The sequence below is a fragment of the Pseudarthrobacter sp. fls2-241-R2A-168 genome (assembly GCF_030209335.1).
Classification (GTDB): domain Bacteria; phylum Actinomycetota; class Actinomycetes; order Actinomycetales; family Micrococcaceae; genus Arthrobacter.
Window position 1 is genome coordinate 96,041 of the sequence record NZ_JARVSG010000017.1, and the last position, 19,608, is coordinate 115,648.

At 62.4% G+C, this 19,608-nt stretch carries 24 protein-coding genes; 13 read left to right on the plus strand and 11 right to left on the minus strand.

Features of this window, described 5'->3' with window-relative positions:
* Positions 1–361: 361 nt before the first annotated feature.
* The 5 genes from QRN11_RS12475 to QRN11_RS12495 form a co-directional block, all read right to left on the minus strand.
* Complete coding sequence (locus QRN11_RS12475) at positions 362–760, minus strand: hypothetical protein (RefSeq protein ID WP_285251224.1); 399 nt, start codon at positions 758–760, stop codon at positions 362–364.
* Complete coding sequence (locus QRN11_RS12480; protein ID WP_285251225.1) at positions 750–1,064, minus strand: hypothetical protein; 315 nt, start codon at positions 1,062–1,064, stop codon at positions 750–752. Before QRN11_RS12480 ends, QRN11_RS12475 begins: the two co-directional genes overlap by 11 nt.
* Positions 1,045–1,377 carry a hypothetical protein gene (locus tag QRN11_RS12485; protein ID WP_285251226.1) on the minus strand — a complete coding sequence of 111 codons (333 nt, stop codon included), beginning with the start codon at positions 1,375–1,377 and terminating at the stop codon, positions 1,045–1,047. Before QRN11_RS12485 ends, QRN11_RS12480 begins: the two co-directional genes overlap by 20 nt.
* Before the next feature lie 212 nt (positions 1,378–1,589).
* Positions 1,590–2,606, minus strand: coding sequence for an ATP-dependent DNA ligase (locus QRN11_RS12490; RefSeq protein ID WP_285251227.1), 1,017 nt, complete (start codon positions 2,604–2,606; stop codon positions 1,590–1,592).
* Between the two features lie 45 nt (positions 2,607–2,651).
* Entirely contained in the window at positions 2,652–2,957 is a 306-nt protein-coding gene (locus QRN11_RS12495) for a hypothetical protein (protein ID WP_285251228.1), read from the minus strand.
* 539 nt (positions 2,958–3,496) lie between these two features.
* Between QRN11_RS12495 and QRN11_RS12500 the strand changes: the two genes are divergently transcribed.
* From QRN11_RS12500 to QRN11_RS12530, 7 genes are all read left to right on the plus strand, one after another.
* The gene (locus QRN11_RS12500; protein ID WP_285251229.1) at positions 3,497–3,928 is read left to right on the plus strand and encodes a hypothetical protein; all 432 of its coding nucleotides are present in this window, start codon (positions 3,497–3,499) and stop codon (positions 3,926–3,928) included.
* 77 nt (positions 3,929–4,005) lie between these two features.
* Entirely contained in the window at positions 4,006–4,356 is a 351-nt protein-coding gene (locus tag QRN11_RS12505) for a DUF8317 domain-containing protein (RefSeq protein ID WP_285251230.1), read from the plus strand.
* Positions 4,357–4,949: 593 nt separating this feature from the next.
* On the plus strand, positions 4,950–5,963 hold the full coding sequence (locus QRN11_RS12510; protein WP_285251231.1) for a DUF4192 domain-containing protein: 1,014 nt from the start codon (positions 4,950–4,952) through the stop codon (positions 5,961–5,963).
* Between the two features lie 200 nt (positions 5,964–6,163).
* Entirely contained in the window at positions 6,164–6,316 is a 153-nt protein-coding gene (locus QRN11_RS12515; RefSeq protein ID WP_015061970.1) for a hypothetical protein, read from the plus strand.
* A gap of 515 nt (positions 6,317–6,831) precedes the next feature.
* Positions 6,832–7,740: a DNA-processing protein DprA gene (locus QRN11_RS12520; RefSeq protein WP_285251232.1), complete on the plus strand. Its 909-nt coding sequence runs from the start codon at positions 6,832–6,834 to the stop codon at positions 7,738–7,740.
* Positions 7,741–7,927: 187 nt separating this feature from the next.
* Entirely contained in the window at positions 7,928–8,233 is a 306-nt protein-coding gene (locus QRN11_RS12525; protein WP_285251233.1) for a hypothetical protein, read from the plus strand.
* A gap of 476 nt (positions 8,234–8,709) precedes the next feature.
* Positions 8,710–10,056: a ParB/RepB/Spo0J family partition protein gene (locus QRN11_RS12530; protein WP_285251234.1), complete on the plus strand. Its 1,347-nt coding sequence runs from the start codon at positions 8,710–8,712 to the stop codon at positions 10,054–10,056.
* Between the two features lie 334 nt (positions 10,057–10,390).
* Here the strand turns inward: QRN11_RS12530 and QRN11_RS12535 are convergent, their stop codons facing one another.
* The gene (locus QRN11_RS12535; protein WP_285251235.1) at positions 10,391–10,618 is read right to left on the minus strand and encodes a DUF2188 domain-containing protein; all 228 of its coding nucleotides are present in this window, start codon (positions 10,616–10,618) and stop codon (positions 10,391–10,393) included.
* A 581-nt stretch (positions 10,619–11,199) separates the two neighbouring features.
* On the opposite strand from QRN11_RS12535, the gene QRN11_RS12540 reads away from it, so the two are divergent.
* The 3 genes from QRN11_RS12540 to QRN11_RS12550 are packed head-to-tail and all read left to right on the plus strand — an operon-like array spanning position 11,200 to position 12,351.
* A complete protein-coding gene (locus tag QRN11_RS12540; RefSeq protein ID WP_285251236.1) occupies positions 11,200–11,481 on the plus strand; it encodes a glutaredoxin family protein in 282 nt (93 codons plus the stop codon).
* Complete coding sequence (locus QRN11_RS12545) at positions 11,478–11,783, plus strand: hypothetical protein (protein WP_285251237.1); 306 nt, start codon at positions 11,478–11,480, stop codon at positions 11,781–11,783. Before QRN11_RS12540 ends, QRN11_RS12545 begins: the two co-directional genes overlap by 4 nt.
* Positions 11,784–11,835: 52 nt before the next feature.
* A complete protein-coding gene (locus QRN11_RS12550) occupies positions 11,836–12,351 on the plus strand; it encodes a single-stranded DNA-binding protein (RefSeq protein ID WP_285251238.1) in 516 nt (171 codons plus the stop codon).
* Between the two features lie 110 nt (positions 12,352–12,461).
* On the opposite strand, the gene QRN11_RS12555 is transcribed toward QRN11_RS12550, so the two are convergent.
* The 4 genes from QRN11_RS12555 to QRN11_RS12570 form a co-directional block, all read right to left on the minus strand.
* Positions 12,462–12,845 (minus strand): hypothetical protein, encoded by a 384-nt coding sequence (locus QRN11_RS12555; RefSeq protein ID WP_285251239.1) that lies wholly within the window; start codon positions 12,843–12,845, stop codon positions 12,462–12,464.
* Between the two features lie 1,375 nt (positions 12,846–14,220).
* Positions 14,221–15,288, minus strand: a complete 1,068-nt coding sequence (locus tag QRN11_RS12560; protein ID WP_285251240.1) for a site-specific integrase — start codon at positions 15,286–15,288, stop codon at positions 14,221–14,223.
* 629 nt (positions 15,289–15,917) lie between these two features.
* Positions 15,918–16,220 carry a helix-turn-helix domain-containing protein gene (locus QRN11_RS12565; RefSeq protein ID WP_285251241.1) on the minus strand — a complete coding sequence of 101 codons (303 nt, stop codon included), beginning with the start codon at positions 16,218–16,220 and terminating at the stop codon, positions 15,918–15,920.
* Positions 16,221–16,242: 22 nt separating this feature from the next.
* Positions 16,243–17,322, minus strand: coding sequence for a tyrosine-type recombinase/integrase (locus QRN11_RS12570; RefSeq protein WP_285251300.1), 1,080 nt, complete (start codon positions 17,320–17,322; stop codon positions 16,243–16,245).
* Between the two features lie 242 nt (positions 17,323–17,564).
* Between QRN11_RS12570 and QRN11_RS12575 the strand changes: the two genes are divergently transcribed.
* The 3 genes from QRN11_RS12575 (at position 17,565) to QRN11_RS12585 (ending at position 18,791) form a co-directional block, all read left to right on the plus strand.
* Positions 17,565–17,756, plus strand: a complete 192-nt coding sequence (locus tag QRN11_RS12575) for a hypothetical protein (protein ID WP_285251242.1) — start codon at positions 17,565–17,567, stop codon at positions 17,754–17,756.
* Between the two features lie 297 nt (positions 17,757–18,053).
* A complete protein-coding gene (locus QRN11_RS12580) occupies positions 18,054–18,506 on the plus strand; it encodes a P-loop NTPase family protein (RefSeq protein ID WP_285251243.1) in 453 nt (150 codons plus the stop codon).
* Positions 18,507–18,521: 15 nt separating this feature from the next.
* Positions 18,522–18,791, plus strand: a complete 270-nt coding sequence (locus QRN11_RS12585) for a ParB family protein (RefSeq protein ID WP_285251244.1) — start codon at positions 18,522–18,524, stop codon at positions 18,789–18,791.
* Positions 18,792–18,976: 185 nt separating this feature from the next.
* On the opposite strand, the gene QRN11_RS12590 is transcribed toward QRN11_RS12585, so the two are convergent.
* Positions 18,977–19,285: a hypothetical protein gene (locus QRN11_RS12590; RefSeq protein ID WP_285251245.1), complete on the minus strand. Its 309-nt coding sequence runs from the start codon at positions 19,283–19,285 to the stop codon at positions 18,977–18,979.
* Positions 19,286–19,608: the final 323 nt, after the last annotated feature.

Below are 19,608 nucleotides of genomic sequence, written 5' to 3' on the forward strand. Positions count from 1 at the left end.
CGTGTACGAACCTGTTTCATCAAAGTCTAAGCGGGCATCAAAATGCGTCTTTCCGGAATTGGAAGGAAACGTCACGTGGACGCTTAGGCCGGACACGGAAGCCATCGCGCTTCCTCCAACGAAGAGCACGGACTCGTTCACAATGCTTTCGAATTCCTGCTCTGATAATTGTCCCAAAACACACCTTCGCTCGGCCGCTACAACCACTCGTCCGTCATACTATGCCCATATCGGTGATAGGACTTGCTGGGATTTCACCTCGGCTTGTGCGTTCGGGGCCTCGTACGTCGGGCCTTCGGCTTCGACATACCTGAGCTGCCCGCCGCCGGCCTCTACGGTCAGAGTTACCCTTCCCCATATTTTAGGCAACTGCCCTGGCCAAGGTGCTTTCCAGTGCTGCCGTCAGCGCTGTCTGGTGTTGTTCCTGGCGTCGGTCCACGGGGCGTGCTCCATCCAACGCGTGGCAGGGGTTCATCATCCAGAGGGCGAAGTAGTTGTGGGGGATCCGCAGCAGCATCGCTCGATGGAACAGGCCTGTGATCACCGGGTTCAGTGACATGTCTGGCTGGAACTGGAATCCAGGACAAAAAGTGCCCTCGTCGATGAAGACACGAACGAGTTGACGCAGGGCACGTTCCGGATCCGGGGAGCCGGCTTCGAGCCGTTCCCGGACCTGGTCCAAGGCTGGCAGCCCGAACTCATCGCGGATAGCATCCCAGAGCTGCGGCGGAATGGGGGAGCGGTACAGATCAGCCGGCATCGGTGATGGAGTCCAACAGCCATTGGGTCGAGGCGGGTTCACGGCGCAGCAGGAAGGTCCGCCGTGCCGAGGTGGAAGAGAGCTTGACCTGCACACGCCAGAACTCGACGTCAACGATGTTCCCGATACCGACAGGTGCGCTTGTACGGGTTTGCCACCAGGAGTCCCGCTCGAACCAGTGCACCGGTTCTTCGGTGATCACCCACAGCCGCCCGTCATGCCGGACGGCCAGGGGTCGGCCGGTGGGGCTAAACCGCACATCGACCGGGACCTTCAGGGATGTTTCATTCGCTGTTGTTGTCACGTTTTACGCGCTCTCCTAGGTTCCTGTTGCTTGTTCCGGTGCGGCGGGTGACCGCGGACGCCCAGACCCATGTGCGGTAGGTCAGGGGTCCGTCCTGCCACCTGACCTCGACGGCCTTCGCCGTCCAGGCGAACACCTCGCCCTCAACGAGCTCGGCGCAGTTCGGGAACCGCAGCCAGGCCATGACCGGGATTCCCGGATAGACGTTGTGGACCGGGAAGTGTTTGAAATCAAGCTCTTCCAAGGTGAGCCCGAATGGTTGCGCACGCTTGGAGTACCGCGCGTGCAGCGCCTTGGTCTGCTCAGGACCCATTACCACGCTTACTAGAATATATGTTCGAACAACACCGGAAAATTTTTGCGGCATCCACTGGGTGCCGCTTCCATCAACTTTGGGGCGGGGGTACGACAAAAGGCCTCGCACCCGGATACCCGGAGCGGGTTATGCCCATTGTGGGCAGGTGGAGACCGGAGGATGAATCTCGAAGCTGTCCACACTGGGTATAACCCGCCGCAGCGCCGTCGTCAGCGGTGCCTGTTGTTCAGTTCAGGGGGAACCTTGACCTCTGCGGGGTCCAGCTCCGGCCTGACTCGCTTCCAAGTGACGGGGTGCCGAAAGGACGTGCCGGACCAGGCGACGTCGGCTGAGACCTCGACCACGACTGGCTCGATAAGTGTCAGCCGCACGGGACCTTTGTCCTTGCTGAATCTGTTCAGGGAGGACTCGCTGATCTCTTCGGGCCACGGATGCCCGGGCCCGGCCGGGTGGAGGTGCCGGCCCAGTTCACGCCCGGCCTTCGTGGACAGGACGGTTGAGCGGCCGACAATCTTCAGTTCGCCGCCCATGGGCAGGCCGGCGATGATGGCCTGTGGTTGGGCCACGGACCCGATCACGGCCGCGCACACCACGTCCCAAAAATCCTTGTGCTTGAGCTTCAGCCAGATCCTGGCGGCCTCATAGGGCTGGGAGCCTTTGAACACGAGACCTTCGATTCCTGTCGCGGGCAGATCCCGCAGCCAGGTCTTCGCCAGGTCCATGTCCCTGGTGATGGGGGAGAGGTGCAATGGTGCGGCCCAGTCCCGGGCGAGCACCTCGAGCAGCTCCCGGCGCCCGCTGAACGGCACACCCCGGGTGTCCTGCCCTGCAACGGCCAGCACATCGAAGGCCACGAACGAAGCGGGCAGCTCATTGGCCACGGCCGGAAGCGCGGCCCTGGAGGTGACCATGCGCTGCTGCAGCGCATCGAAATCCAGCCGGTCCCGGTTCCAAATGACGGTTTCACCGTCCAGGACCACCCCGGGAGGCACCTGCTCTGCGAGAGCGGCGGCCGCGTCCGGCAGGATTCGGGTAAGTTCCTTGCCCTGTCTTGACCACAGCGTCACCTTGCCGCCGTCATTGAAGGCGGTAGTGCGGTAACCGTCCCATTTGGGTTCGGCCCATAGGCCGCCGGGCAGTGCGTTGGGGCCGGGGAAGGCTTTGACGAGTTTCGCCAGGGCAACCGCGACCGGTGGGTGCAGTGCCGGCGGAAGTGACTCGGCCATGGGCCCAGCCTAAAGGAGAAGCCAGCACGAACGTCGTGCTGGCTTTTACTTTGCGGTAGGACCTTCCGTAGCAGTGTCCTCCGCGTCGACGCGGCGGAGTAATGCCGCCACGCTCCGCACAGCTGCCGGATCTTCCTGCCAGGGCTTCCCGCCCCGGGAGCAGGCATGAAAACCGGTGGCAGCTGATTCTTTCGCCGCCTCGGCGAGTTCGGCCCACGCCGCTTTCAGATCTGCCACGTGCTCAGGAGTCAACGGCTCCTGGTCCTTCGGCTCAATGGCCGCTGCGAAGGCGGGGCGATCAGCAGCCGTTGCCGGCTTGCGCCGACGGGCGAACCAGCTCCACAGACCCATCGGCTTTCCCTTCTTATCAAAACTCCAATGACCGTCCAGGGCAAAGCAGAGGGCCGCAACCGGTGGGAATGGGCCCTCTGCCCTGGGGTGTAAACATCCTGCTGCTTACGCCTTCGAGCATGCCATACCGGTAAGTGATGGTGCATGCTCGCAGGGCTCGCACCTGTTTGGGCGTCCGCTGGCGCGGCCGGCTGCTGGGGCCAGGTGGCGCCGTCGCAGAGCTCCGGACCTCCTGGCCCTGTGTTGTCTGCGACGCTTTTTGGCTGCTGTCCTGACGGATTGTACGTGTCCGCTCCGGCCGGTCTAGCCCCTCCTTCGTCGGGGCCTGCGGTGCAGGAAATGTCCCTGCGGCGCTCCTTCGTCGCTGATTTCCTCCGGGAATTTCCCGCTCCTTGCCCTGCCGGGTAGACAGGCCTCCGTCGGCCACAGCTCCGCAAGCTTCGCCAGCAGCCAAAAATCAACGGGGGGAGAGGGGACGTTGGCCGGTCACCTTGGCCGCCCCGCCCGCCACCCTTTCGGCAAAAAAGGAGCATCACCACATGAACGCAGTCACTAAGAGGACCGTGACCACCGTCGACACCGGCGAAACGGTCCACGATGTGCCCGTGCTTGTCGATTACCACGTGAACGACGGTTACGACTGGATGGACGTCATCAGTGAACACGGCTGGGTCGTGATCCCCAGCTGGGGTTGTGACGGCTGGGACTTGGGCCAGTGGCCGTACGTCATGGTCGCCGGGATCCGTACCGCCGATGAGATCGGGAACCTGTTCGGCATGGCCACCTACTGTGAAGGCGACGTGCGAACGACCTTCTATCGGACCAAGGCGAGGTTTTGGACCGCGATAAGTGAGCAGGCGTTCTTCCACTGGAAGAACGGGCAGGCCCACGGCCCGGCAGACCTGCCGGAGGCCGCCGCCGAACTACCCAGCCGGTACCGGATGCCCTGCACCCTCGCGGACGTGGCCTAACCAGCACTGACAACCGCTGTACTGCCCGGCTGGAGCCGGGCAGTACAGCCGCCAAACGACTTCAAAGGAGCCAGTACATGAGCAACGACACCACCGCCCCCAAGGGCATCACGGCCCTGATCTACCGCGACGCCCTGGGGACGGACTTCTCTAACCGGGGCATCTCCGCCCGCGTCATGGAAGTAACCGTCATTGGCGAGGGCATCGACCCGGTTTTCGAGGCCACCGAGCAACGGCCCGCCGTCCGGCTCGTCAAAAACGAGCACTTACACCGCGAGACCGTGGTTCACGCGGAGCCGGTCGCCCCGACAGGGGAACGTGCACCCTGGTACATGTTCGGCGGCACGTTCATCTTCAGCAGTGACGCCAGGTTCCGCCGCGCAGCCGGACACTACGGAGCCGTCCCGCTCCACGACCGCCGCGAATAGGGCCGAGGGTGGCCGGTCTTTCGGGGCCGGTCACCGCGGGCGGTTCGCCGTCGTGGCCGGCTTGCGCTGGTGGTTGGCCGCGGCGGACCGCCCATCCCGCAATAACCAGGTGCCGGGCGGCGGCCGCCGGCGGCAAGCCAGGGTTTGGCGGTGTCGTGGTTGTCCAATGGCCGGGGTGGAAGGCAGGCTCGCGGGGCTCGCCCTGGTTTCCGCTGCGCTGCAACCAGTTGAAGGGCGTCCGCTGGCGCGGCCGGCTGTGGGGGCCAGGGCCGGCTCCGCAGGGCTCCGCCGTCCCTGGCCCCTTTGTGTCTGCGACGTTTTGGCTGCTGTCCTGACGGATTGTACGTGCCCGTTCCGGCCCCTCTAGCCCCTCCTGCGTCGGGGCCTGCGCCCCGCAAAAGTCTTCTCCGGCGCTCCTTCGTCGCTTATTTCCTCCGAAGATTTTCCGGGTCTTGCCCTGCGGGTAGACGGGCCTGCACGGGCACAGCTCCGCAAGCTTCGCCAGCAGCCAAAACAACGGGGGGAGAGGGGAGCTGGCCGGTCACCTGAGCCGCCCCACCCACCAACCCTTTCGGCAAAAAAGGAGCAACACCATGAACGACTTCATCAAATTCACCGGCCCGGCCGATGTCCTGGCCTTCATTCCGCACACGCTGGGACAGACTCCCACGGAATCCTTTGTCGCCCTGACCATGCAGGGCAACAAGATCGGCGCGACCCTGCGCGTGGATGCCCCGTTCGGGCCGGATCCCGTTGGTTACGCCCAAACCATCGTCAGCTACCTGACCGCTGACGAGGCGGCCACCGGCAGCCTGCTGGTCATCTACACCGACGAGAGCACCACCGACGGCAGCAGCCCCTACGCCGGGCACGTGCAGGCGCTGCGCACCGAACTGGAAACCGCCGGAATGCCCCTGCAGGACGCATGGCTGGTGACCTCTGAATTGTGGCGGAACTACCACTGCACGGACACCGGCTGCTGCCCCGACCAGCCGCTGGATGCGATCACCACCAGCAACGGCAACGCCGCCCTGATCTACCGGGGGAGCGTCGTGACCGGCTTCATCGCACCGGCACCCTTCATCGGAGACGAGGGGGCCCGCGAGGCTATCACCGCGCACAAGCCTGACGGCTGGCCGGAAGACCTCGAAGCAAGTCGTGCTGCCTGGGCCAGGGTGCTGAAGGATCCCAATAGCCTGACGACCGAGACCGCGTACCAGCTGGCAGGAGCGTTGCAGCACCCGACCATCCGGGACTACATGATGGGCGACATCGTCCCGCACGCGCCCGAGCAGTTCACCTCCGTCATGCTTGGTGTGTTTCTCGCCCGCCCGGACTGGGCCCGCGTGGACAGGGCGCAGGAAGTCGCGTTCGAGTTGATGAAGGCCACCCCGGAAGGGCAGCGTGCCCCCATGTTGTGCCTGATCGGCTGGCTGGAATGGCTCAAAGGACAGTCCAGTTTCGCTGCCCGGTACTTCAAGCTCGCGCTGGAGGACACCGGCGGATACCGGTTGGCCGAACTGCTGGGCGAACTGGTCAACCGCGGCCTGCTGGCAGACTGCAGCCGGGACCCGAAAAAGGCCTATGACCGCCGCCTGAAGCGCTAGCTTCGACAGGGCCGGACTCCACCACTGAGGGGGTCCGGCCCTCCCCTCGCGGGATCTTCGCCAGGTGTGCGGCGGCCTCCCCCGCTTCGCTCCGCCGGCCGCGTCACGCTGCGCGGGCGCCGCGACTTCCAGCCAGCGCGCAGGAACTGCCGATACTGTGAAAGGACACCGCCGTCCCGTACAGCCAAGGAGTCCCGAGCGTGGCAGATCAATTCCGCATGACCGAAGACGATACCGTTGCCCCGGACGCGAGCCCCCTTGAAGACATCCTGGAACTGAGCTTGCTCACCGCAGGCCCAGCCACCGGCCCGGTAGACCGGCCCCGGAAAGACCACCGACACTACGAGCTGTAACCGTAAGCAGCACTGACGCTGCACCACAGATTTCCTTTTGCCGAGGGAAATACAGGAAGGCCGGCACGGACAGTGCCGGCCTTCCTTCATGCGCGCAGGCATGTAGCTGTGGACCGGGGGAGTGGGCGTTCGCCGGGGCTCACACCGATAAGGGCGTCCGCTGGCGCGGCCGGCTGTGGGGTCCAGGGCCGGCTCCGCAGGGCTCCGCCGTCCCTGGCCCTTTTGTGTCTGCGACGTTTTGGCTGCTGTCCTGACGGATTGTACGTGTCCGTTCCGGCCCCTCTAGCCCCTCCTGCGTCGGGGCCTGCGCCCCGCAAAAGTCTTCTCCGGCGCTCCTTCGTCGCTTATTTCCTCCGAAGATTTTCCGGGTCTTGCCCTGCGGGTAGACGGGCCTGCACGGGCACAGCTCCGCAAGCTTCGCCAGCAGCCAAAACAACGGGGGGAGAGGGGACGCTGGCCGGTCACCTGAGCCGCCCCACCCACCAACCCTTTCGGCAAAAAGGAGCAACACCAACATGAACGACCGTATTGCACGCGCAGCCCTTACCCGCCTGTTCGAACCACACGACACCGTTGGGCGGACCCTTGTGGGCAGGCTCGGCGCGTACGCCGCGCTGCGGCTCGCCACTGGCGCCCAACCTGCCCGCACCCTTCCGGACGTGACAGCCGAGGAACTGGTCGAAGCGCTGAAGCGCTGGGCACCCCGCGTGCCGGAGCTGGACCCGGAAAGGGACCTGGCCACCATCGAATGCCTGGGCGGCGGTTTCCTGATCCCCGGCGATGAGCACTGGCCCGCAGGCTTGGACGACCTCCCGGACGCGCCCTTCGGCCTCTGGTACCGGGGCACCATCGGTAACGGAATCCCCGACCCGTCCAACTGTGCGGCACTGGCCGGATCCCGGGACTGCACGAGCTACGGCGCGGCCGTCACCGGAGACCTCGCCTACAGCCTGGCCCAGCGCGGAATCTGCGTCATCGCCGGACTCGGCTACGGCATCGACGCCCACGCCCACCGCGAAGCACTGGCTGGAAGCACCGGCAACGGCCCGGCCACCATCGCCGTCCTGGCCGGGGGACTTGACCGGGACTACCCGTCCGGAAACGCGGACCTCGCGGCCGCGATTCGTGCCAACGGCCTGACAGTCTCGGAGTTACCTCCAGGATCGGCACCTACTAGGCATCGTTTTCTTCTCAGAAATCGCATCATTGCAGCCCTTGCCGGGGTCACTTGCGTGGTCGAGGCCCGATGGCGCTCCGGGGCGCTGAACACCGCCCATCACGCCGAAACCATTGCCCGGCATGTTGCGGCCGTCCCGGGCAGTGTCCACAGCGCCAACTCCGCAGGATGCCACCGGCTCCTGAAGGAAGGCGGCGCGGTGCTGGTTACCGACGCTGCAGAACTCACCGAACTGCTCGCCGGCTAAAAACGCAAGGTGGCCGGTCCTTCCGGGGGCCGGTCACCGCTGGCGGTCCGCCGCACGGGGCTGGCGTTGATGGTGGTTGCTGGCGACGGACCGCCACACCGCCGCAGGAGCGAAGCAGATGTTTTGCATTCGCGGCCGGAAGGATGTCGGCGGCCGCAGATACGATTCACAGAGACTAGAAGGAAGAATGAGCCTGATGTATACAGCGGAAGAAAGAGTAGATCGTTTGACCGAAGAAGAGAGGTACAGGAAAGCGCGCCGCCTTGCATGGCTAGGGGTCGTATACCTCTTCCTGGCAGCCCTACTGGCACCGCTTCACTACGCCCCGGCAGTGGGTATTGGCGGCGCAGGCATCCTCAACCTCGGAACAGCTCTACTTGCCAGCAACCAACGGAAAACCGGAGCCCGCGTCCTCTTGGTCGTCGGTGCAGCCACAGTAGTTACCGGGATAATTCTGACCATCACGGAACTGGTCCGCTTCTTCCAACGCTAGAAGTAAGACAACCTGTGGGACGTCCATAAGAACCTGAATGAGGAGGACCGGCACCGCCTGGTGCCGGTCCTCCCGCATCTCCAAACAAATGCTCGCAGGGCTCGCCCTAAGAGCGGGCGTCCGCTGGCGCGGTCGGCTGTGGGGTCCAGTGCCGGCTCCGCAGGGCTCCGCCGTCCCTGGCCCTGTGTTGTCTGCGACGCTTTTTGGCTGCTGTCCTGACGGATTGTACGTGTCCGCTCCGGCCGGTCTAGCCCCTCCTTCGTCGGGGCCTGCGGTTCAGGAAATGTCCCTGCGGCGCTCCTTCGTCGCTGATTTCCTCCGGGAATTTCCCGCCCCTTGCCCTTACGGGTAGACAGGCCTCCGTCGGCCACAGCTCCGCAAGCTTCGCCAGCAGCCAAAACAACGGGGGAGAGGGGAAGCTGGCCGGTCACCGTAGGTCGCCCGAAACCCCCACGTCTCTGCAAGGACAAAAAACCATGTACGCAACACCCACGCTCGAAATGCTCGACCCGGCAACCCTGACCGTCGATATCAACGTCCGCAAGGACGCCGCCCTGACTCCCGATTTCATCGCCAGCATCAAGGAACACGGTGTGATGGAACCCGTGATCGCCCACCGCAAGGACGACGGAACCGTGCACGTCCTGATGGGCCAGCGCCGCACCCGCGCCGCAGTCGAAGCCGCGCGTCCCCTGATCCCGGTCATGATCATCGACAGCCCGGAAGAGGCCGAGCGCATCGTCACTCAGGTGGTGGAGAACATCCAGCGCGCCGAACTGACCGAAGCCGACGAAGCCGACGCCTACCACCAGCTGTCCCTGATCGGCGTCTCGGCCGCCGCGATCGCCAAGAAGACCGGGCGCACCAAAACCTCCGTCGAGTCCGCCCTCAAAGCCAAGGCCACCGAGACCGGAGCCGCCGCGCTGGGCAAGGGCTACACGGTCGAAGAAGCCCTGATTCTGGCCGAATTTGAGTCAGACGAGGAAGCGACCGCTGAGCTGGAATCGGTCATCATGGACGAACCCGACATGCTCCTGCACGTCACCCAGCAGCTGCGTGACAAGCGCGACCGCGCCGCCGCGCTGGCCGCGCTCACCGCCGAGCTGGAAGCGGCCGGAACGATTGTTGTCCCGGAATGTGGGTACGGGGAGGACAGCGAAACACTTCGAGTCACATCCCTGAAAAGGGCAGACGGGGAACCAGCAACTGACGAGGACGGAAACGCCGTCTTCATCGAGACGGACTATCGCGGCGAGCACTCCGCCGTCGCCGTTGTTACCGGCTGGAAAGACCTCGGCTTCACCCTCCGCTACTACAGCGGCTACGGCACGTCATTGGCCCCGAAAGGGCCGATGACCGAGGAACAGAAGGCCGAACGGAAGACCCTGATCGAAAACAATAAACTGATGCAGTCCGCAACTGTGGTCAGGCGTGGATGGGTCAAAAACTTGCTGGCAAAGAAGCAGGCCCCCAAGGGCTGGCAGTACTTCACCGTCCACGCGATCACCCATCACCCCGAAACGGCCAGCGGCTACGAGGGCAAGGTGGCCGCCGAAATGGTTGGGGCGAAGGTCGAAGAATCCAATCAGTGGGCATGGAACCCGCTCAGGGACCACGTCGCCAAGACCACCGCACGGCCGGAGTTCTCCCTGATCGCGCTGATCTGCGCAGGGTACGAAAAGACCATCCAAAAAGACTCGTGGCGCTCACCCAGCCAAACCCATCGGGACTACCTGAACCAGCTGGTCCTCTGGGGATACACGGCAAGCGAGGTCGAAAAAATCATCATCGACAGCGGACAAAAGGCTGAGACAGCCGAATAGGCCACGGCTCTTGTGCCGGGCGGCGGATACCGAACCCCGCCCGGCACAGGCTCCCAGCCCAATCACCGCAGGAGGGCCAGGAACCTTCCAGAAGTCGGGCGGTCCGCCGCCCAGGGCGAACCACATGACCCGCTCACCAGCGGCGGACCGCCGTCCTGCGCCAGGAACCAGGAACATAGAACAGGTGCCGCGCTCCAGCAATGAGGCTGGAAAAGAACGCGGCCATCACGTCAGCTAGACTGACCCATAGATTTCTTGCAGAGAAACCCGAAAGGAGCCGGCACATGCCGGCTCCTTTCCGGGTTAACGGGGGGATCCGGAGCCCTGTGTCGATTCAGCCCGGGACGTTCCGAGGATCATTGCCGTAGCTGTTCTTCGAGCCGATTTGGCCGTCCTGGTTCTTGATGACGTGCTCGACCTTGTCCGCTTTTGCAGTATCCCGGCCGACAGCTGCCGCTTCATCCTTCGTGCCGTAGCCGGCGCCGAACGCGCGATCAGCGCCCTCGCGCTTGTTCTTCCACGAACCGTCTTCGTAGTACGTCTCAATGTCACCCTGAGCCATTGCGCGCTCCCTCTGCCGATCCGGATAATTGACACCTTTGCGCCCGTAGGCGGGTAGAGAAAAGCCCCGCAGCACGAGTCGTAAAGCGGGGCCTCCCTGGCAACCACTCCGCCTGATGGGGGACAGGCGGAGAAGCTGACACCAAACCTAATAGCAAGCATGCTTACTTTTCAAGTTGGGCAGCAATCGGCGGTTCCGTTTCCCATGGTCTGTAAGACTCGCGTCGCCGGCCCACACACGCCGCTGCAGATGGCTTTCCTCCAGCAGGGACGACACTCATTCCCGCAGCCAGGTCAGGTGGGGGCCTAGCGTCACCGAGAATGGGCAGGGACTTCTCAGGCGCATGGGGGCTGTCGCTTTGGCGAACCCTCGGGGATGACCACAGTAGCCGGCGGCGGAAATCACCATCCCTACCCGTGGTGCAGTAAGGAGGAATCGCACCTTTTGCAGAAAAACTCGTTCAAAAAAGCCTAGAATTAGCGGTGAAACCACTATTCATTCACGTGAATGATTGCTAGAATTGAGGTAGCAAGTCAGCCAGACGAACGAAACTAATTTTGATACGAAACCAGGTGCTGAAAATGACTGCTTCACCTACCGATTACACGGTTTACACCAAGCCCGACTGCCGAAACTGCGACAAGACGAAGGAATACTTCGACTCCAAGGGCATCACTTACACGGCCGTTGACATCACTGAAGTTCCGGCTGCGCTGGAGTACATCACCGAAGAACTGGGATTCTCCCAGGCTCCGGTCGTCCTGAACAACTCCGATGACCAGGACCGCTGGTGCGGCCTGCGCCGGGACAAGCTCGTCACCGCCTCCATCAACCACCATGCCCGGAAAGGGGCCACCGCATGAGCATCCAGGACACCACCATCACCGCCATCCTCGACCGGCACCACGCCCCCGAAGAGTTCCGGCACGATCCCGAGCTGAACGCCGCCGCCTACGCCCTGGCCTTCCTGGACGAACCCGCCGGCGGAGCGGAGGAACGCTTCTACAACTCCGACACCACCTTGCCCGGAGACACCCCGGATGCGCCTCCGTATCAAGCCGGCAACCGGGGACTGCTCACCGAGATCTACCGCTCACGAATCTCCCTCCGGCTAGAGGAACTGTACGACGCAGACCTCGAAACCTGGGACGCGACAGCACCGTAACCATCCAGCACCAACACCGCCATACGAAACCAAAGAGAACAGGAACGAAACCATGTCAGGCGAAACCACCATCACCGTGATCGGCAACCTCACCAACGACCCCGAACTGCGCTTCACTCCCTCGGGATCCGCGGTCGCGAACTTCACGATTGCCTCGACGCCGCGCGTCCTCGATCAGGCCTCTGGTGAGTGGAAGGACGGCGAAACTCTTTTCCTCCGGTCTACGGTCTGGCGGGAAGCGGCCGAGTACGTTGCAGCTTCGTTGACTAAGGGCAGCCGCGTGGTGGCCAGCGGCCGGTTGAAGCCGCGCACGTACGAGACGAAGGCGGGGGAGAAGCGCACCGTAATCGAGTTCGAGGTTGACGAGATCGGGCTGTCGCTTCGGTATGCGGCGGTCCCTCGTGGGTTCGGGAAAGCTGAAGGGTCAAGCCGCGCGAACTCACGCCCAAAGGAATCTTCTGGGGCTGGGAAGTCCGTGGGTTCTGAACGTGGTCAAGATGTCAGCGAGGCTTTCCCTGAAAATGACCCTTGGTTCACCTCTCAGGGTCAAACGCGCACCCTGAACTGAAAGAAGAATTGGCTGCTCGGGGCCTCACCTTGTGACGACCCATAAGGCCATCCCGGCCAGGAATGCGAAGAAGGAGGGGATCGATGGCTTCGATCCCCTCCTTCACTCGATCACAGCGATTCTGATTCGTGCTGTCGCCCAAGAAACAGGTCAGCAAGTACGCCTGCAAGAGCAGCAAGGGTGAAAGGTGAGACGCCACCGTAAACCGCGCTGATGGAGAAGAGATTAGGCATTGTCGATTGAGCTGGCATGTACGCAGCTCCGGCTGCGAGGATGCCCACGATGAGGATCCCGAGAACGGTAATACGCACAGCTCGTAACGTGGCCAACCTTCTGTATGCTGCGATGGCTGCAAGCCCTACAAGGAGCAGTGCCGCCTGCAGCTCCCACGGGTAGCGCTTGTCGATGGCGATCCCCGGCTTGCCGCTGAGGTCAATAAGGTACCCGTTGATGGCCCCATCAATCTGGGCCGACAGATAGCCGATAACCAGCACGGTGACTGCGGTTAGGAGCGCAGCGACAATTACCTGGCTTGCCCCAAGTTTCGTCTGTGTGTCAGCTCTCGGCGTCATGGCTACCTTCCGGCTACGTGAAGTTTTTGGAACTTGAAGGTGACAGGGCTGCTACTTCTCTTTAGCTCTGCTTTATCTGGGAGTCGATCGCTTCCTGTCTGCACTATGAGATGCGTTGTTGCACGACCCTTCAAAGTTGCTTCCGCCGTAGGTGTGAGAGCTTTCAACGGAGCCGCATCCACGCCCAGCGGAAGTAGATAAGTCACTGTACTCCCCGAGGTCGCGAGGCGGGTTCCTTGGAGTCCAACGCTCACTCCGTCCTGGGCAAACTTTTCTTTTCGGGCGCATGAGGTTCCAGTAATTTGCAGCTCGTCACTCATTTGGCTGATGATGCAAACCTCTTCGCCCGTGCTGTTCAAGGCAACTATGAACTTCCCCTGTGAGTTCTCCCCCAAGAGCCGCACAGTGGAAGGATCCAACTTATCCACCAAGCTCCTGTGCAAGCTGGTGCTAACCGCCCGATCAATATCAGTCTGCGGCTGGGCCAGCGCCGGAACCAATGCTGCGTTGTCAAGGTTGGCGATGGGTTGTGCTAATGACGGAGAAACTCCTAGTAGAAGTGCAGCTAGTGGAAGTGTTCCCGCAATTACAATTGTTGATAGACGCCTCATTGATCCGGTCCCCTTATGCATACTTACGGAAAACATTTATCAGTCCCTAAACTGGTTGCAGAGTAGCTGCGGCTGTCCAGGGTTGTCGTAATTGGAGTTCCACCAGCATTGACTGTATGCCGGATAGTAAGCGAGGTGATTGAGCTGGGACCAAGTGTCGGAGCCGGCTGAAGCGCTAGCGATCCAGTACCCGGTGTTCGAGTCAAACGTGGCTACATACGAAGTGTTCGCCGATCCCCAAGCGCTACCGGTTCCTACTCTTGACGATCCGCCGTAGGTCGTTCCCATGGCGCTGGTCCAGTACTGATTCGCATAGCTGTAGCCGCTGAAATACCGGTAGGAGTAGTAGGCCTGAGCGGCAGGTGATACGACCATTAGAAATAATGCAGTAAGTGCCGTAATTGCAGAGAACTTCGCAACTTTTTGGCGTTTTATCAATTCGTCCTCCCCCAAGGATGAAAAATCTCGGCATCGAGATGGGAGGAGTCTATGACATGAAAATATTCTGTGACAAGAGCTGTCAAGTATTTTCGCCTAGGTCAGCTAGTGCAACCTGGAATATGAGTAGCGGCTGGCACGAGTTACCCGCACGTCGACGTTCGACCAAGTGCTAACCCGGCAGGTGGGAAGGGTCAGTAGCAGGCTCTCGCTGATATGGAGTGCTGACAGGAGGGATCAACGGAACCTCACGCATTCGTTGTGGCATATCGGGTGGCTCCCGCGATGCTCAGTCCGAACATGTCGCAGATTCGGCGGAGGTCGCCCTTACTGGATTGCAGTTCGTGGAGGATCCGGTCTTCGCGGGCTTGTTGAACGGTCATGCCCATCGACGTGGTGATCCACTGGGAGCCGACGGGGGAGGTATCGAGCGCGTTGCGTCTACTGATGAATACATGAGGGTTTCTCGTTACTGGCCAGCGCTGTTCGCGGTAGGACAGCCAGGCAGCCAAGCGGTCCCTGACTGGCTGCGGGAGTGGGATGACGCGGTTATCCAGGTGGAGGCGCCCGTCGTGGATGTCGGTCAGTCGCAGCTTGCGAAGTTGGCCGGATCTCAGCCCGTGGAAGGCTACTATCGCGGTGAGTGCGGCCCGTGCCGGGTCCTCTGAGTTGAACGCGTCGCGGAGCACGGCGGAGGCAAGAGGCATGGGTTGGCGCGTCTCATGTGTGCCGGTTCGTATAGGGCTGATCGGGTTGAAAAAGGTGATGCGGTGGCCTTTGAGGACCCGGAACAGACAGCGCAGGCCCTGGCCCATTCTTGCGCGCGGATTGCCGGAAGCGGGAAGGACATTTTTGACGTCCTCCGTTGTGATCTCCCGGAGGGTGGTGTGGCCGCCTGCAGCCCAGGCGCGCAGAGCCGGCAGAGACCAACGCAGGTACAGGCGTGTGGTTTGTTCCGACCGGGGCTTGCTGCGGGGCGGAATGCTGCTGCCGTTGCTCATGATCGCGTACCACCGGCTGAGCTCGTTCCGCATTTGTTCGGGCAGGTCAGCGACGGCGGTGCTGAACCACTTATCGACGGCGGGTTCGCGGTCGTCTTCTAGCAGGCCTGCTGCGGCGCACACTTCCAATAACCGCAAGGTGTTGATTCCGATTTGCTGCAGATTGAGAATGTCGGTTGCGCGTAGCGGCGCACCCGGAGTGTCTTGGAGCCCGAGAGCAATGGTCAGTCCGCGGCGGGCGCTTTTGATTGCCGTCAGACTCCATCCGTATGTGTTGGCGTGGTCGATGAGGAATTTATCAAGAAAGGTCGCCATTGCCGGTTCGCCTGGAGCAGGGAATCCGTAGGTTCGTCCGCTGGTGAGATCTCGGGTTGCGGTGAACAGCACGAGTTGGCGGTGGTCCACAGCTGTGAAAGTCGGCGCCGGGACGGTACTGGGCGGCTTCGGGCGGTGTCGGCGGGTGCCGCGGTGTTGCCCGACGCTCGCATGACGGAGGTTGGCTATGGACAGCTGCTGGCCGAAGCGGTTGGCCGCCAGAAGGTCTTTGCCGCTGCTCTTGCCCCCGGCGGTGATGAACTGGCTCCAGCAGAGCCGGCACCCTTGCTCATCGTTGACGGAGGCGACTATGGAGCAGGCTCTGCAGGTTCCTACCGCGTACTTTCTTCGCCAGAACCGGCAAGCCTCGCAGAGCCACTGGTTAGTCCGGCCCACGCCCCAGGCATGGCAGTCCCTGCACGCGGACACAGGATCAGGTGCGCTGCGATGGCAGCGGTCGCAAAGTCCTGCGGAGTAATAGCCTTCGGAGCGTCCGCAACGCCGGCACGGCGGCGGCACGACCGACCCTCCGGGCATGCAGTCGTAGCAGAACTTGGTGCGGCGGGGATGGCTCCACGCGACCGGCTGCAAGCCACACGTGGTGCATAGGCGCGGGGGATTAGTTCCCCTCACGCCGGAGGCTTGGTCCGGTTGCGCCCGAGCCGGGGAATGATCGTCGACGCGGCTCCGGCTGATGAGGCTTCGGCCAACTTCGGACGGGCGGCGGCGACCTTCTCAGGTTCGCAGATCAGCAGATCCGTTGGTGAGCAATTGAGAACGGTGCAGATTACATCGAGGTCTTCGAGCCGGATCGTGGTCGGTGTTCCGGTCCAGAGTCCTGACATTTTGCCAGTGCTGATGTCGAGCCCGGCATCGGCAAGCCGACGACGTAGCTCTGTCGATTTCCAGATCCCGCGCTCAGCGGCGACCATCCGTAGGTTCCAACGCATCCTGTCACTCTCCTGTCAGCCGGGCAGCCACGCGTTCGTTTGCGACCGCCCAGGCATGGTCGACGTGGTTCGCATGGACGTGGATATATCGGGTTGTGGTCGACAGCCATTCATGTCCGAGCAGCTCTTGGACCGCTTTCAGATCTAAGCCCCGAGCATAGAGGGAAGACGCGCAGTAGTGGCGGAGTCCATGTGGACTCAGCCGTCCCTTCCAGGAGGGCAACCAACGTTCGACCGCCTCGGCCAGCCCGTCTCGCAGGGCATCATCACCGGCCCTGGCACGGCCTCCGGTATGCCGGTCGTGCCGCTCACTTGGAAACAGGGGCGCGTCGGGATTCAGATAGTCATCGCCGAATTGGTGGCGCACGTCCGTCAGCCACCAGTCCATCAACCTGTCGACGGAGTTGATCGCAGGGACAAGGCGTGGTTTCGGGCCGCGGCCGCGGCTGCCTTTCCCAAACCTGACGTGGAGCTTGCCGTGCTCTCCAAGGTCGGGGCGCCAGTCCTTAATATCCAGCATCACCGTCTCGTTGATACGCAGTCCTGCGCGGCGCCACAACGAGGCAGCCAGGTAATCGCGGGCCGCGGGCAAGTACTTGCGCGCATCGGGTAAGGCGTCACGCCAGTGCGTGAAGAGGGCCTCAACTTCCGGGTCTGTTGGCGGGACTCGGATAGCGGGCGACGCGGAGCTGGAAGGACGATTGAACTCGTCAATTGGTTGTGTGACTACGTAACCGGTTAGGGCATGGATATCTGCCTGATATCTCGCGATCAGGAAGTCGAAGAATCTGGCCAGCGTACCGGCCTTGTTTTCACGCGTTGCCCGGGCTTGTTGCCGTTCGTGCCGCAGATGCGTCAGGAACCGGTCGGCATCAGACGGCGAAGCCGTCCACAGTGGCCGTTCCAGGAAGCGGGCAAACTCGAAGATGATGGAGCGCTCGGTCCTGACAAATTGGTCCGTGACGCCGGCGCCAATTTGGGCCAGCGCAAATTGATCTGCAAGTTCCTGCTCAAAGTCCTCCTCGTCCTGGGAAGAGCGCAGAGCGCGGCTGAATCCGATAGATCGGACGGCAGCAAGCACCATCACGTAGCTTTGGGTTCAGCAATATTTTGCACTCATCATGAATATCACGGAAACTTCAGGAATCATGAAAAAGTGTCAAATATCCATATCGGGTGCGAAAGGGGGATCGTGGCCAGTATCCGTGCAGAACATGGCCTCCTGGTCTTCTGGACGAACTTACGGGATTCGGGACAGCTCAGGCCGTTGGCTCGCCCGCGAAGCGGCCGGTCCAGGATCAACCCCCGGTCCAGGATGCAGCGCCGGTGCAGGACGCGGCGCCGGCACGGGAAGCAGCGCCGGTCGGTGAGGGCCCTCGTATCGGTTGGCGGGACCGGGTCAAGGCGTTGAGCGAAACCGGCGACGACGGTTACGCAGACGATGACCCCTGGTTCGGAAAGAACGCCGCGGGGGCCGGGTACGCCCAGACGTCCCACTCCGCCGAACCGACGTTCTAAAGCGCTACACCCTGTCGGGGTCAGCAGATACGCTGACCCCGACAGGCTTCACTCTTACCCTTCAATGACTGGATCCCGAATGGCCGAGAACTTGCCTACCTTGAAGAAATGCGCGCCCGCGCTTTCGCGCTCCTGGGGGACGCAGAAGACGAGCTCCGCTCCGACTGGCAACCCGGGACCGGACCGACCGCGTAACAAAGCCGCGCTGCCAGTGAAGCCAAGCAAGCCATCGCCCACGCCAAAGCCGCCCTCCACCGCCCCGGCCGCTGACAGACTTTCGAGCAAAGGACACAACAAATGACGCATGCGGATGACATTCGCGCCTGGGCCAGGGGCTCCTACATGATCGAGGCGGCTACCGAGCTGCTGCTTCGCGCTTTCGGCGGTCGTTATGCCGCCCCCGGCAACCCATGGGTGCACACCAGTGAGGACCCGGAGGGACCTCACCAGGTGCGTGCGTGGATCGATTTTGAGTCGATCCCGGAAGAGGTAGGGGTGCTCTCCGGCGGTGAGCGCCGGTTCCTGATGATCGCAGCGTCTATCGCGGAGAATATTCCGGTGGGTTTGGGCGAGGTTCTGCCGGGTCTGGACCGGGAGAACCTGGACCTGGTGCTGGCTGCGATCGCTCATGCCGGCGGCAGCCACCAGCACTCGGATATCCGTGAAAGGCCGGACGGTTCCATGTCGCTGCGCCCAGCCTATTTGGACAGTCTGCATCCCTGGCCCAAGGCCTTGCGCGCGGTGAAGTAAGAGCGGCCGGCAGCGATGGCAGAGAAGCCGCGGAAGGTCGGCCCTTTCACGCCCTACTACACCGAGGAACAGGCGGGGCAGGTCCGTGCAGCGTTTATCGCGGCCGGGAAGGCGGAGGGGGATGCGAGCGTGTCAGACTTCATCATCCGTGCCACGATGCGTGAGGTGAAGCGGCTGCAGCGCAAGTACAACGGCGGCAAACCGTGGCCGGGAGTGAAGGCCGGCGAACTGCGCCGCGGACAGAGAACAATGGACGAGATGCAGCACCGAAACGAGGAAGCATAAACCCGTGGGCACGCGCGAGGTGCCTAAACCAATGCCCCCTTCACTGATGCGTTAGTGTGAACTACAGATTTCCTTTTGCCGAAGGACAAAAAAGGACCGGAATGTTCCGGTCCTTTTTTGTGTGCAGCGGCATTCAGGGGTCTCAGCGCTGCGGCTTTGGTTTCACCACTGCGTGGCTTTTAGAGTCACCGTTCGCTGAAGGATGTGCCGGATTCCTGGGCGGCATCCTGTTCGGATCCGGCGGAGCGCTTTGTCGTCCGCCGGCGCTTTACCGCAGATGGTTCGAGGCCAAGTTTCTTCAGTTCCTCCGTGCTCCATCCATCCCTGGTGGCCTGCACGTAGGCGCGCTTGTCATCGCGTTCGGCGGCAACAAGTTGATCCCGCAACTCGGTGATTCGCTGGCGGCTCTTTACCAGGGCTGTGACGGATTCAATGCGGGAGTCCAGCAGCGCGCGGGCTTGGTTTCGTGTCTGTTCAATGTCGAGGGTAGCCATGGGACCTAGCCTAACGATCATCCCGACGCCGGCTGCGCCGGACGCGCCCATCCTGGCATGACACGTCTGAGGCAGCCGGAGGATCTTGTGCGAGGAGGTGGGCGTTGCGGGGATCGTTGAACCAGTCCCTCAGATAGTCGTCGGAGTAGCTGACGGTTCGTGCTGTGAACTGGAAGTATTCGGGGCCGATGCCGCGCCGCCGCCATTGCCGCAACAGTGTCGGGGAGACTCCGTATTGCCTGGCCACTGTGGTAGGTGAGATGAGAGCCAAAACTGTACCTTTCGCTTGCCCTATGCCGCGTTCCTTTCGGCACGCTTGCCGA

What these genes read in the sequence shown, in the direction of transcription:
- QRN11_RS12505 (WP_285251230.1), top strand. Translation starts at nt 4,006, where the DNA reads ATGAGCAACGACACCACCGCCCCCAAGGGCATCACGGCCCTGATCTAC.
- QRN11_RS12560 (WP_285251240.1), bottom strand. Translation starts at nt 15,288, where the DNA reads ATGGCGACCTTTCTTGATAAATTCCTCATCGACCACGCCAACACATAC.
- QRN11_RS12510 (WP_285251231.1), top strand. Translation starts at nt 4,950, where the DNA reads ATGAACGACTTCATCAAATTCACCGGCCCGGCCGATGTCCTGGCCTTC.
- QRN11_RS12485 (WP_285251226.1), bottom strand. Translation starts at nt 1,377, where the DNA reads ATGGGTCCTGAGCAGACCAAGGCGCTGCACGCGCGGTACTCCAAGCGT.
- QRN11_RS12540 (WP_285251236.1), top strand. Translation starts at nt 11,200, where the DNA reads ATGACTGCTTCACCTACCGATTACACGGTTTACACCAAGCCCGACTGC.
- QRN11_RS12495 (WP_285251228.1), bottom strand. Translation starts at nt 2,957, where the DNA reads ATGGGTCTGTGGAGCTGGTTCGCCCGTCGGCGCAAGCCGGCAACGGCT.
- QRN11_RS12585 (WP_285251244.1), top strand. Translation starts at nt 18,522, where the DNA reads ATGGCAGAGAAGCCGCGGAAGGTCGGCCCTTTCACGCCCTACTACACC.
- QRN11_RS12525 (WP_285251233.1), top strand. Translation starts at nt 7,928, where the DNA reads ATGAGCCTGATGTATACAGCGGAAGAAAGAGTAGATCGTTTGACCGAA.
- QRN11_RS12520 (WP_285251232.1), top strand. Translation starts at nt 6,832, where the DNA reads ATGAACGACCGTATTGCACGCGCAGCCCTTACCCGCCTGTTCGAACCA.
- QRN11_RS12545 (WP_285251237.1), top strand. Translation starts at nt 11,478, where the DNA reads ATGAGCATCCAGGACACCACCATCACCGCCATCCTCGACCGGCACCAC.
- QRN11_RS12535 (WP_285251235.1), bottom strand. Translation starts at nt 10,618, where the DNA reads ATGGCTCAGGGTGACATTGAGACGTACTACGAAGACGGTTCGTGGAAG.
- QRN11_RS12550 (WP_285251238.1), top strand. Translation starts at nt 11,836, where the DNA reads ATGTCAGGCGAAACCACCATCACCGTGATCGGCAACCTCACCAACGAC.
- QRN11_RS12565 (WP_285251241.1), bottom strand. Translation starts at nt 16,220, where the DNA reads ATGGTCGCCGCTGAGCGCGGGATCTGGAAATCGACAGAGCTACGTCGT.
- QRN11_RS12580 (WP_285251243.1), top strand. Translation starts at nt 18,054, where the DNA reads ATGACGCATGCGGATGACATTCGCGCCTGGGCCAGGGGCTCCTACATG.
- QRN11_RS12530 (WP_285251234.1), top strand. Translation starts at nt 8,710, where the DNA reads ATGTACGCAACACCCACGCTCGAAATGCTCGACCCGGCAACCCTGACC.
- QRN11_RS12590 (WP_285251245.1), bottom strand. Translation starts at nt 19,285, where the DNA reads ATGGCTACCCTCGACATTGAACAGACACGAAACCAAGCCCGCGCGCTG.
- QRN11_RS12475 (WP_285251224.1), bottom strand. Translation starts at nt 760, where the DNA reads ATGCCGGCTGATCTGTACCGCTCCCCCATTCCGCCGCAGCTCTGGGAT.
- QRN11_RS12570 (WP_285251300.1), bottom strand. Translation starts at nt 17,322, where the DNA reads ATGGTGCTTGCTGCCGTCCGATCTATCGGATTCAGCCGCGCTCTGCGC.
- QRN11_RS12490 (WP_285251227.1), bottom strand. Translation starts at nt 2,606, where the DNA reads ATGGCCGAGTCACTTCCGCCGGCACTGCACCCACCGGTCGCGGTTGCC.
- QRN11_RS12500 (WP_285251229.1), top strand. Translation starts at nt 3,497, where the DNA reads ATGAACGCAGTCACTAAGAGGACCGTGACCACCGTCGACACCGGCGAA.